Source organism: Methanococcus maripaludis C5, assembly GCF_000016125.1.
Taxonomy (GTDB): domain Archaea; phylum AGJL01; class Methanococci; order Methanococcales; family Methanococcaceae; genus Methanococcus; species Methanococcus maripaludis_D.
The window spans coordinates 1047156-1058868 of record NC_009135.1 but is presented as its reverse complement, the minus strand read 5'-3'; the positions used below and the strand labels follow the sequence as shown (position 1 = coordinate 1058868).

Here is an 11713-nt window from a genome sequence, read left to right as displayed (position 1 = left end):
CATAAATTAAAATTTTATTTTAAAATTGCTATTTTTTAAATTATTTAGTAATGTTCCAAAAAACATTGCCAAAATAATCATTATTACTATTTTTGAAGAGAATAAAAACATTAAGAGGAATGAAACTGATAAAAATACTGCAAATCCTTTTTCTAACACATTTTCAAAAACTTTTATCGATGCAATTGCTGCCATGACTATATTTGTAATTAAAAATGCATTTACTGCCGCAATTATCCCAGTAAGCGAAATTAAATTGAAATATACTGCAACCAATGTTAAAAAGTTTGTAAAAACCATTAATAATATGGCTGAAAGCGGAGCATTTGTGTTTGACCGGTATTTAAAAATTTTTGGGAATACTTCTGCCTTAGCTTGTGCATAAACCAATCTTGATGCACCGCCGATTAACATTAAAAAACTGCATAAACATAATCCTGTTATTGTAATTGATAATATTATGCCCGAATAATCTCCAAATAGCGGATATAAGATTAATGAAAGTCCAGAAATTGGATTTATAAGTCCCAGTTTTTTTACATCCAACACTTGCAGTGCTCCTGAAACTATTAAATAAACTACAGACATTGCAATTACGCTTAAAAATGCTGCTTTTGGAATTGTTTTTTCAGGGTTTTCGACTTCAAGGCTGTAATTTCCAAGGATTTCCCAGCCAATAATGGACCAGAACATTATCAAAAACGAGTATCCGATGTCTATTGTAGTTATTGCAGTTTCAGTAAACAATACTTCTTTTCTGTAGAATAAAATTGTAAAAAGCCCCCCAACTACAAGTATTGTGGAAATTACTGAAGAAATAATCATTGAAATTTTACCCACTGACGAAATATTTCTTGAAATGATTACTCCGCCAATTAACATTAAAATCGCAGAATAAAACTCAGCTCCAAACGTATAATTTGAAAATAATACTGAGAGGTACTCCCCTGCAACCATTATCACAACTAATGGCCCCATTGCCAATGCAATCAGTAAATAATAAGCATTTAAGTCTTTGTAGGATTTTCCAAAAGAATGACCAACTACTTCGGTTAATCCAGAATCTCCTGGAAATTTTACGCATAATTTACTTGCAAAATATGCAAAAACTCCACCTATAACCATCATTATTACCCATGCGAATATGGAGTAGTCATTTAAAATGTCGTAAACTATTGGCGGTATTATAACAATTCCAGATCCAAGTATCGGCCCCACAATAAGTCCGCTGAGGGTGCAAGGCCCCAATTTTTTAGAACTCATAATTTTCCACTATAATCAATGCTTATTTATTGGAAAGGGCTAATTGAATCCCAATCACACCGAAAATCCCTGCTTTAGTAATATTAATATATTTTCCAAATTTCTGGCTGTTTAATAATTTTTGTCCAAAAAAGCTTGAAAAAACTGCAACAACTGAAAAAATTAAGATTGCCTGCAGCATAAAAAACAAACCCAAAATTAACATCTGAATCGAAACGTTTCCAGAATTCGTATTTACAAATTGAGGAAGGAATGCGAGGAAAAATAATGAAACTTTTGGGTTTAATAAATTCATAAATATTCCTTTTTTATAAAGTGCCTTGTTATCTGATTTAGCCACGGGTTCAAAAACTAATGTACTTTTATCAGATAATGCGGTGACTGCAAGATATAACAAATATAAAGCTCCGAGATATTTTACAATTGTAAATGCTAATGCGGAATTATAAATTATCGCAGAAATTCCAAGTGCTGTTGCACTTGTATGAACAATTAATCCAGTGCAGAGTCCAAGTGCAGTTGAAATTCCCGCCCATTTTCCCTGAGATATGCTTTGAATGGTTACAAATATTATATCTGGCCCTGGAAGAATTGTCAGTGCAGCTGATGCAATTACAAAGTAAAATAACTGGGTAGAGTCAATCATGAAGACACCATAATTTTTTAGGTTTTTAGTTATGTATTTATAATATTTAACCCCTACGGCCAATTTTAACGTATTTCAATTAATCAATCTTTTAAAATAGATTTGAGATTCAAATAAACATTTATAGGACTAAATATATAATTAAGTACATAAAAACTTCTTAAATGCATTAATTAAATGAAATGGGATTAAATGGACTTAATCTACATATATTACTAAAAGAGGGCTTTATCGTATAACTTAATTTTAAATAAAGTATTTTCAAAAGGTGGGGGCTTTGACAAATACTGAAACTGCTGTTTTTGGGATGGGCTGTTTTTGGAGTGCAGAAGAATTATTTAGGAAAATTAAGGGAGTAATTTCAACAGAAGTTGGATTTATGGGTGGAACTGTTAAAAATCCAACGTACGGTCAGGTATGTCGTGGAAAGTCTGGACATATTGAAGTTGTTAACATTACTTACAATCCAAAGATCGTAAAATATACTGATTTATTGAATTTATTTTGGAATAATCACGACCCAACAACGCCAAACAGGCAGGGTTGGGATGTTGGTGAGCAGTACTCATCACATATATTCTATTTTACTGAAGAACAGAGATTGCTTGCTGAAAAATCCTTTGAAAAAATACAAAAAAGCAGTGATTTACGGATAGTAACAGCAATTAAAAAAGCGAGCGATTTTTTCCCTGCTGAAGAGTATCATCAAAAATATTTCATGAAAAAGAATAATTCCATTTTAAATTTTTAAATTTCGATTTATTAAACATTTCTGGTAGATGTCATGTTTTTTAGAAAAATTGGGGCTATTTTGATTATATTAATGATATTTACGGGATTTTCAGTATATAATTCAAAAAAACTTTCTGAAAAGATTTCAGTCCAAGAACCCGCAATTTTTGAAATTCAAGGTAATAAAGCGATAATGGTTGGAATAATTAATGAAAACATAGTCTACGAAGTTGAAAATCTGGTAAAAAATCACCCTAATGTTAAAACAATAATAATGTTAGATGTTCCCGGATCTGTAAACAGTAATGAAAATTTGAAAGCTGGAAGAATCGTTAGAACAAACAACATCAGTACGATTGTACCAAAAAATGGATATATTGCATCAGGCGGAACTGTTTTTTTCTGCGCAGGAATAAATAGAACAATTGGAGAACATGCAAAAATCGGAGTTCATTCATGGAAAAATAATGTTGTAACGGATGCTTCAAAAATACCGAGAGATAATCATGTCCACAAACCATATATTAATTATTTCAAAGAAATGGGTATTTCTGATGAATTTTACTGGTTTATGATTAGTTCTGCACCGTCTTTTGGAATTTACTACTTAAATGAGTATGAACTAAAAAAATACGGATTGATTACTAGTTAATTTAAAAAATTAAAAAAAGAACTAATTTTAAAAATTTTTAAGTTTTGAAGTTTTTATTTCAGCAATTTTTAAAAAGCCGATCAACGCAACTGCCCCAATAGCTCCAAATTTGGAAATTTCAAGAAGTAAATCGTTTCCAAAATATGTTGAACAGGTACCCATAAGTGAAAGGCCGTAATTAGTAAAAATATCTGGGTTAAGTATCTTAAAAATAAAGTAAAACGTTGTAACAAGTAATATGGGAGTAGTTACAATCAACGCAACATACTCTCTGATTTTGGGGCCCGCGTAGTCCATAAAACCACCCCTGGTTGTATGTTTTAATATTTAATTATAATAATATATATAATTTGCCCATTTTTAGGCCTAAAATTTAACTTTATCATGTGAAATGTTCAAAAAAATAGTCAATGAAATGGAAGTTTGAATTGACTCATTATTATTTTGATTTTTTAAAAACTAACTTCTTTTGAAAAATTAAATAAATATTAACCAATAATATCCTTCTATAAACAACAATAATCATGTAGCTATTTACCGAATTAAAATCCAAAAATTAATATTCCATGCTGTTGAAATACTTCTTAAGATATTTGGAAGGTGATTTTATGAATTTCAAACAGAATTTACAAGATATTTCCAGATTTTTGATTTACACAAATAATGCAGTATTTATTCTCGTTTCATACGTCATCTTCAAAATTTACACGATCATAATTAAAGATAAATGCAAAATCGAAAAAATAGAAAATATATTATGGCTTATTTGGTTTTTAAGCTCGTTTTTGATAACATTTTTCTTTGCATACTTTGGAATATCGAATAATTTGGATAATTTCAATGATTTAACAATATTGCTCGATTGGAAGTTTTTAGGAAATACGATTGTTCCAATTGTAACAATACTTTTTGGAAACGTTAAAAGTGGATTTCTTGAAAAATGGAATCGATTGTCGGAATAATTAATTGAAAAAAGATTTAAAGTTAAATTAGTTCCTGCTTCTTAATTTTGCAAGGAGTTTTAAAATTTCCAAATATAGCCAGATTAACGTTACCATCAATCCAAATGCGCCATACCATTCCATGTATTTTGGTGCACCGTATTTTTCACCCTGTTCGATAAAATCAAAATCCAAAACAAGGTTTAATGCAGCAATTATAACTACGAAAAGACTGAATATTATCCCAACAGGCCCGCTTCCAAAAATTAATGGAATAGGTATGCCAAATAATCCCAAAAGCAATGAAACAATATACACTAGTGCAATTCCGCCTGTTGCAGCGACGATTCCCAATTTAAAGTTTTCAGTTGCACGGATTAATTTAGATTTGTATGCAAACAAAAGGCTGAATAAAACTCCAAATGTTGCAATAACTGCTTGAAAAATAATTCCTGGATACATAAGTTCAAAAAACCCTGAAATAAGCCCCAAAAACAGACCTTCAAATATACAATAAATCGGAACTGTGGCTGGAGCCCATTCTTTTTTAAATATCGTTGCAAGTGCCATTACAAATCCAAGAATGGGTGTTATTAACATTAAAATACCAGAATACGAACTAAAAAACAGTACGTCCCATGAAAAATATGCACAAATGGATACTATTCCAAGTGAAATTATTGTATTGTTTACGGTTCCATTTATTGTCATCTGATTTTGTCCGTAAGTATTAAATCCAGTAAATGTATCGTTTGAAAGAGCAGGGTTGCTTGTTCTCATATTTATCGCCCATATATTGTTTAATTTTAATATAAATGTTAAAATATATATTTTCTTTGAAAATTTAAAAAATAGTTTTATTATCAAGGTAACAAAAATATTGGTTAAAAAATAATTAACTTCGTTTAAGGCTTTTTAGAACTTTCCTACCTTCATCAGATAAATTAAATACTACAACGTTGTTATTTGTCCTGATTTCGAGTATTCCAAGATCCATCAACGTAGCCAGATCTTTTGAACTTATTTTCACATTTTCTTTAGTTGAAATTACTTCAGAAAACTGATTATTGTTGATGTATTCAAGTGTTTCCAATACTCCTTCCTTTAAAAGAATATCTTCCAAAAAAACCACCGCTATCGATAATATATTTATGTATTTTAATAAATAGTATCCTCAACTTTTTTAAACGTTTTGATCCCAACTTTACAACTGTAGATTTTATTTTAAAAGTTATATTTTTACTTCAAATTTAACTCGTTTTTTAATATTTCAAATAGTTTCTGCATTGTAAAATAGTTTCCAAGAATTATAAGTGGCTTGTAACCTGTAACATATATTTTAATCTGTGTTGAAAAAATTGCAGCGATAAAAATTAAAACCGTCATTATCGCATGGTACGCTCTTAAATCAAGAATTGTATAATACAAAGAATAACTGACCTCTTTTGAAACTATTAAAAGAATGTTTGAAGAGATATACCACAAAAATCCAATTAGAAACACGATGTAGTTTCCTCGAGTATCGATTTCTATTGCAGATACATCATCTACTTTCGCAGAAATATCTTGAAAAAAGTTTTTTATACCAAAGATGTTTTCATGAATTGTAATTTTCGTAAAGCCCTGTTTGTAATCCATTTTGAACCACTTTTAAAAATTATTAATTAAATTATCTTAAAAAAAGAATTTAAAATTTATGTCTTTTTATTCTTTAAAAAAAATATTTATTGAAAATTCTTCAGATCGAAATTAAAAAAATAAAAAAATAGATACGGTTTAAAAATGTGGAGTTTGCATGAAGAATAAAACAGCGTTCATGCAAAAACCATCTTTTCCCAATATCACTCTTTGTACAATATTGGAAATGGAACTATTTTTCCGTGTTTATTCCATTTTAATATCCCCTTAACCCCCGGAACCAGCAATTCCAGGGTAATAAATATTCTAAAAATCCCAGTATTTAAATTTACGGTATTTTCCGGTTAAAAAATAGATCATGCAACAATTAATCGCATTTTGTACAATTATCATTTTTCGAATAACCTTATTAAAATAACTACTAAAAAAATGTTTTAAAAATAAATCCCTAACACTGTTAAAAGGATAGTTAATTATGAATTAGATCTAAAATAACAATTTAGATCTAAACTATGATCAATTTGATCAAAAAAGTGCACGGTGTGGTTACCTATCCCGTTCCCAGCTTAATTAGATCGAACTTAAATATATAGTTTTCCATAATGATCCCAAAAAGGCAACATAATACGACAAAATTGAAAAATCCGAAAATAAGTTTGAAGGGGTAATAATGGATTAAAATATAATTTTAAGTTTTGACTATTTAATATATTAAAAATTGATTGAGTAAAAAATATGACAACAAGAAATTTGATCCTTGAAAAATCAAGAGAACTTTTTTTTAAAAAAGGGTATATTGAAACGTCACTTTCTGAAATTGCAAAAGAATGCAATATTTCAAAAGGGGGTCTTTATTACTATTTTGAAAGAAAAGAAGACCTCTACATCGAAACAATAACCTCGATACTCGAAGAAAATGGAAAAGCTGTTCTTTCATGTATTGAAAAAGAAAGCTGTTTTGAAAATGCCATTTTTGAATTTATAGAACAGGCGATTTTAATAAGAAATAGGTATTTCAGTAAATATGGTAAAGGTGAAGAGAAAACCGTATACTTCGGACCGTTTTCTGACGCAATAAAAAAATTTCCAAAGATATGGGAATTCAATAATAATATATATGAAAACGCTATAGACAAATTGGTTAACAGAATAATTTTGGCACAGGAAATGGGGGAAGTCAAAAAAGAATTGGATCCCCATACCCTCGCAATCCATTTTTGCTCAATATTTGAAGGCTTACCTCTCGTTTCATATTATACTAACAAAAAATTTGACGATAAAGCCAGAATGGTAATTGGTTCATTCTGGGAACTTATAAAAAATTAATCCCTCACAAATGAAAACCGGCCAGACGTCCGGTAGATGCTATGAAATTAATACAGCGGTGAAAATTTATGGATCATATATTTGAATTTGGATTTTCAGTATTTACCGACAATGCAAATATCTCATTACTTAGATTTCTTTCAAAGTACGAAAAAGCTGAAAAGAAAGGTTTTGAAAATATTAGTGCAAGAGATGTAATGGAACTCGGGTTTGAAACAATGTTCATGGCGCAGGTATTTGAAAAAGAACTTTCAAAACTGAATGTTAGTGGCCCTGAAAAACTTGCACTAAAAATCGTTAGGAAATATAAAAAGAGGGAGTTTGTCGATCCAATCGATAAAAATTACATAATGTTTACAATATGGAGAAATGATGAGGGTTTTTTAAAATACACTTTAGAAGATATTAAAAAACAGAATTATGAATTAGAAAACGGTTTTGAAAAAGCAGATAGTTATCTTGTTCCCGCAATAGAAGTTCTTCCGTATTTAAAACAGATATTTTTAAAAATTGCAATGGATAAAAATCTATTTTAATAAATAAACGATTTAATGAATTTCATTTAATTTAAGTTTCCTGTTTTTCCAATCGGGCATTAACTCTGTTAAATAATTATAAAAATCCTTACTGTGGTTTGGATATTTTAAATGGGCAAGTTCATGAAACACGACATATTCAATACATTCTTTCGGCTTTTCGATTAATCTTTCGTTTAATATAATTTTATTTTTGTGAAAACTGCAAGATCCCCATCTTTTTTTCATCTTTCTAACTGCAAAATCGGGCATGTTTCCTGTAAATACCGTATAGCTATTTTTAAAAATTGCAAAAAGTTCAATTTCTGCATTTTTTCTGTAAAACTTTTCAATTATCCGTTTCTTTTTTTCAAAATCATTTACATCCGAAACATACAGATTTAGTACTGTTTTAGATAGGTCCACCCGGCCTTTTTTTGAATAATTAACTTTTAAAACGTATTTTTCTCCAAGATACCCAAATATTTCACCGTCAACGTAACTTTTTTCAACTGATTTTGTATTCAATGTTTCAAAATTGTCCAGATGCTTTTTTATCCAGTTTTCCTTTTTCTTTATAAATAAATTGATGTATTCATCAGAAACGTGTGACGGCACCTTTAAAACAACCGAACAGTCGGGATTTACAACCAAATACATGTTTTTGATCTTTTTACGGATTATTTTGACGTTTTCCATCATGTTATCCCATTTAAATTAAAATGAATTATTTTTTAGATTTTCTAAGTTTTATTTGAAGTATGATTCCAATTACCAAAAATACAATTCCCAAATCCTTTAAAAGTGTATAAATAATGTTTAATTCGCCCATTTGTGATTTTAAAATTAATCCAAATAGTATTGCAGATAAAAAGAATACAAATGACATTAAATATGATTTAAATGGAGTGATTTTCAAAATATCGCCTCATTTTACGAATAATATATTTCAATTGGAAGTTTATAAAAATCTTTTGAAATTATAATTTAATATAGAAATCATTTTTAATTTAGACCTATAATATGTTTTAAAAATAAATTTGCGTGAAAAAAATGGCTAAAATTTATGCGGTTCGAAAAGGGCGAAAAACCGGATTATTTGAAACATGGGCAGAATGTGAAACTCAGGTTAAAGGATTTTCTGGAGCTGAATTTAAAAGTTTTACGTCCAAAAAAGATGCGAATGATTATTTAACTCAAAAAACTGGGCAAAAACAAAATAATATAAAATCAGACGAATTTAAAAAAGATATAATGTATGCATGGGTTGATGGAAGTTTTAATTTAAGGAATAATGAATATGGAGCAGGCGCTTTAATAATATTCAATGGGATGGAAAAAGAAATTAAATCTAAGGGAAATGATGAAGAATTATCAAAAATGAGGAATGTTGCAGGCGAAATTTTAGCTTCAGAACTTGCAATGGAATATGCAGTTTCTAAAAATGTAAAAAATTTAGTAATATACCACGATTATCTTGGAATTGAAAAGTGGTGTACTGGAAAATGGAAAACAAACAAAGCAGGAACGATTGAATATAAAGAAAAATGTAAAAATTATCTTAAAAGATTAAATATTGAATTTTTGAAAGTTAAGGCGCATTCTGAGGATAAAAATAACGAAATTGCTGACAAATTGGCAAAAGAAGCACTTTTATAAAAATAAAATATATTTTTAATTAAGAAAATGATTTAAAAGAATATACTATCTAGCCGACAGATGATAATTAAACGTAATGTTAAAATTGGTGCAAAAATGATTGAAATAGCTATTTCAAAACTTAAAGTAGATGAATTCGATAGTTTTAATGAAAATATTCTTTTTGAAATGCCATTCAAAAGAAAAATCAGAGTTTCAAATATCAGAACTTCCCAATCGGGAAAAACATACTTTTTTGTGAAAACTGACGATTTTCAGGAATTTAAAATCTATGTGGATAAATTGAGTGAAAAAATCGAATTTATACTCAAAAAAGCTGACGGATTTGTAACTGATGGGTACGATGTGCTAAGATATGTAACCTTTGAAACTCAAAAATCCAAACATTCTACAAATGGTGAAGAAAATCCATTAAATCAAAAAAATTTGCTTGTTAAATTACCATTGTGGCTTGCAAATGAAAATAAACTACATTTGGGGGAAAAAATTGGAAAATTTTGTTATATTAATTTTAAATATGTTCGTGAAAGTGAAAAGGGTATATGTTTGTATTCCAAAGAATTAAATAAAAACCTATGGCTTCCAAAAAGCATGATTTCTTATGAAATCGAAAGATAATTGATAAAATAAAATTTGAAAGGCACTAATGTTTTGAGGGTAATGTCCGTAAACAATATATTTAATCAGAATAAAAGCTGTTTAAAGAGATATAATAATTAAGGTGTTATTTTGAGTAGTAAATTTGAAGAACTTTTTGAGAAATTTGAAAGACCAGGATATATGGATTTTGAAAAAGCAGTTGTTGAATTAAGTAAAAATGAAAAGATATGTGGGGGCAATAGAACAAAAAGTTCGAAATATTTTATAGTAGACAAATATTCTGGCGAAAAATACCCATTAAAATGCTTTTGGATCGCTGCTTTTGGAATTGCGAATCATATGGATTTAGAAGAAATTTACAAAAAAATTGGAAAATCGATTTCTGGTGCTGTTTTAATAACTGAATTTGAATTTTTTGGAATAACGCTTGAAAAATCTAAAGAAGACATTCGATTTAAAATAATTATTGAATAAAATATTTTCTTAAACTTAATATATTAAATTAATCTTTAATTCAAATACAGAAAACTTAAATAAGATAAACTCTACAGTTAAAGACATCTCAGAAGTAGAAGTCTGAGATGTTTGGGAATATACCAATCCATTGCCGTAACATTGGAAAACATAATTAAATAGTAATAATAAAGATTTTAGCAAAAAATCTTTAACATTTTTGACCTCACCTATTTTTTTAAATTTTTAAAGAATTTCAATGTTCTTTTAATAAAAAATACTTCAAAAATTTAAATAAAATTCTTTTTGAGATTAAATAATGGTTAAAAAATTTAAAAGATATTTTGAAATTATAATGTAGCTACCTAGCTTTTAAATTGTTTTTTATGAAATTCCAAAAATTGGCATAAAAACATAATACTTATATATTGGTAAACAGTATTAATTACTGTTTAATTAAAATAGTAACTAATTATGATTAATATTTATCGCAAAGGTGAATGAATAATGAAAAATCATGTAGTTATTGCAAGTCTGCTCGCAGTAATTCTGTTGTTTGCAGGTTGTGTTTCTGAATCTCCTGAAGAAACTACAACCATGATAACAGTTTCAGCAGCATCGAGTTTAACCGATGCGATGACTGATGTTGCAGCAGCATTTGAAGAAGATAATCCCAATATTAATGTTGAATTAAATTTTGCAGCGTCAGGTACATTGAGGCAGCAGATTGAGGGTGGAGCACCAGTAGATGTGTTTGCTTCAGCATCACAAAAGCACGTTAATTTATTACAGGATCAAGATCTTATTGAAAATTCTTCAAGAGTTACTTTCGCTAAAAATTCGCTTGTATTAATTGTTCAGACTGGAAATCCTCTTGGAATTACGTCTGCAGAAGATTTAGCAAATGAAGATGTTGTAAAAATATCAATTGGAAATCCTGAAACCGCACCAGTTGGAAAATATGCTAAAGAGTCACTTGAATCCATGGGTTTGTGGGGCAATTTAGAAGAAAAAACCGTATATGGTGAAAATGTAAGACAAGTTTTAACATATCTTGAAGCTGGTGACGTTGACGCAGGATTCGTTTACATGACAGATGCAAAAATTGCAAAAAATAATACTATTGAAGTTATAACCACCATACCAACAGTTACAGAAATTGGCTATCCAGTATGCGTTTTAAAAGCGTCGGAAAATAAAGATGCAGCCCAGATGTTTGTTGACTACTTAACCGGAGAAACAGGTAAGCAAATATTGACTGATTACGGATTTACTGCTGAATAAGGGA

General features: G+C 29.0%; 17 protein-coding genes. 9 read left to right on the top strand and 8 right to left on the bottom strand.

Features of this window, described 5'->3' with window-relative positions; genetic code table 11:
* Positions 1-6: 6 nt before the first annotated feature.
* Both MMARC5_RS05610 and MMARC5_RS05605 read right to left on the bottom strand, forming a co-directional pair.
* Positions 7-1263, bottom strand: coding sequence for an APC family permease (locus MMARC5_RS05610; protein ID WP_011868864.1), 1257 nt, complete (start codon positions 1261-1263; stop codon positions 7-9).
* Positions 1264-1285: 22 nt separating this feature from the next.
* Positions 1286-1909, bottom strand: coding sequence for a LysE family translocator (locus MMARC5_RS05605; protein ID WP_011868863.1), 624 nt, complete (start codon positions 1907-1909; stop codon positions 1286-1288).
* A gap of 277 nt (positions 1910-2186) precedes the next feature.
* On the opposite strand from MMARC5_RS05605, the gene msrA reads away from it, so the two are divergent.
* The gene (msrA, locus tag MMARC5_RS05600) at positions 2187-2660 is read left to right on the top strand and encodes a peptide-methionine (S)-S-oxide reductase MsrA (protein WP_011868862.1); all 474 of its coding nucleotides are present in this window, start codon (positions 2187-2189) and stop codon (positions 2658-2660) included.
* Between the two features lie 60 nt (positions 2661-2720).
* Complete coding sequence (locus MMARC5_RS05595; RefSeq protein WP_231288443.1) at positions 2721-3293, top strand: COG3904 family protein; 573 nt, start codon at positions 2721-2723, stop codon at positions 3291-3293.
* Between the two features lie 27 nt (positions 3294-3320).
* Here the strand turns inward: MMARC5_RS05595 and MMARC5_RS05590 are convergent, their stop codons facing one another.
* Entirely contained in the window at positions 3321-3590 is a 270-nt protein-coding gene (locus MMARC5_RS05590) for a hypothetical protein (RefSeq protein ID WP_011868860.1), read from the bottom strand.
* Positions 3591-3901: 311 nt separating this feature from the next.
* Between MMARC5_RS05590 and MMARC5_RS05585 the strand changes: the two genes are divergently transcribed.
* Positions 3902-4255, top strand: coding sequence for a hypothetical protein (locus MMARC5_RS05585; RefSeq protein WP_011868859.1), 354 nt, complete (start codon positions 3902-3904; stop codon positions 4253-4255).
* Positions 4256-4282: 27 nt separating this feature from the next.
* Here the strand turns inward: MMARC5_RS05585 and MMARC5_RS05580 are convergent, their stop codons facing one another.
* From MMARC5_RS05580 to MMARC5_RS05570, 3 genes are all read right to left on the bottom strand, one after another.
* Positions 4283-5014, bottom strand: a complete 732-nt coding sequence (locus tag MMARC5_RS05580) for a Bax inhibitor-1/YccA family protein (protein WP_048058487.1) — start codon at positions 5012-5014, stop codon at positions 4283-4285.
* A 115-nt stretch (positions 5015-5129) separates the two neighbouring features.
* Positions 5130-5357 carry a hypothetical protein gene (locus MMARC5_RS05575; protein WP_011868857.1) on the bottom strand — a complete coding sequence of 76 codons (228 nt, stop codon included), beginning with the start codon at positions 5355-5357 and terminating at the stop codon, positions 5130-5132.
* Between the two features lie 116 nt (positions 5358-5473).
* Positions 5474-5872, bottom strand: coding sequence for a hypothetical protein (locus MMARC5_RS05570; protein ID WP_011868856.1), 399 nt, complete (start codon positions 5870-5872; stop codon positions 5474-5476).
* A 735-nt stretch (positions 5873-6607) separates the two neighbouring features.
* Between MMARC5_RS05570 and MMARC5_RS05565 the strand changes: the two genes are divergently transcribed.
* Positions 6608-7198 carry a TetR/AcrR family transcriptional regulator gene (locus MMARC5_RS05565; protein WP_011868855.1) on the top strand — a complete coding sequence of 197 codons (591 nt, stop codon included), beginning with the start codon at positions 6608-6610 and terminating at the stop codon, positions 7196-7198.
* Positions 7199-7266: 68 nt separating this feature from the next.
* Positions 7267-7734, top strand: a complete 468-nt coding sequence (locus MMARC5_RS05560; RefSeq protein ID WP_011868854.1) for a hypothetical protein — start codon at positions 7267-7269, stop codon at positions 7732-7734.
* A 12-nt stretch (positions 7735-7746) separates the two neighbouring features.
* Here MMARC5_RS05560 and MMARC5_RS05555 read toward each other — a convergent pair whose 3' ends face one another.
* Both MMARC5_RS05555 and MMARC5_RS05550 read right to left on the bottom strand, forming a co-directional pair.
* Entirely contained in the window at positions 7747-8415 is a 669-nt protein-coding gene (locus tag MMARC5_RS05555; RefSeq protein WP_011868853.1) for a M48 family metallopeptidase, read from the bottom strand.
* Between the two features lie 25 nt (positions 8416-8440).
* The gene (locus MMARC5_RS05550; protein ID WP_048058486.1) at positions 8441-8632 is read right to left on the bottom strand and encodes a hypothetical protein; all 192 of its coding nucleotides are present in this window, start codon (positions 8630-8632) and stop codon (positions 8441-8443) included.
* 134 nt (positions 8633-8766) lie between these two features.
* Between MMARC5_RS05550 and MMARC5_RS05545 the strand changes: the two genes are divergently transcribed.
* The 4 genes from MMARC5_RS05545 to modA all read left to right on the top strand — a co-directional run bounded on the left by MMARC5_RS05545 (position 8767) and on the right by modA (position 11709).
* Positions 8767-9372 (top strand): ribonuclease H1 domain-containing protein, encoded by a 606-nt coding sequence (locus MMARC5_RS05545; protein WP_011868852.1) that lies wholly within the window; start codon positions 8767-8769, stop codon positions 9370-9372.
* Between the two features lie 96 nt (positions 9373-9468).
* Positions 9469-9990: a hypothetical protein gene (locus tag MMARC5_RS05540; RefSeq protein ID WP_048058485.1), complete on the top strand. Its 522-nt coding sequence runs from the start codon at positions 9469-9471 to the stop codon at positions 9988-9990.
* Positions 9991-10101: 111 nt separating this feature from the next.
* Complete coding sequence (locus MMARC5_RS05535) at positions 10102-10446, top strand: hypothetical protein (protein WP_011868850.1); 345 nt, start codon at positions 10102-10104, stop codon at positions 10444-10446.
* A 486-nt stretch (positions 10447-10932) separates the two neighbouring features.
* A complete protein-coding gene (gene modA, locus MMARC5_RS05530; RefSeq protein ID WP_011868849.1) occupies positions 10933-11709 on the top strand; it encodes a molybdate ABC transporter substrate-binding protein in 777 nt (258 codons plus the stop codon).
* Positions 11710-11713: the final 4 nt, after the last annotated feature.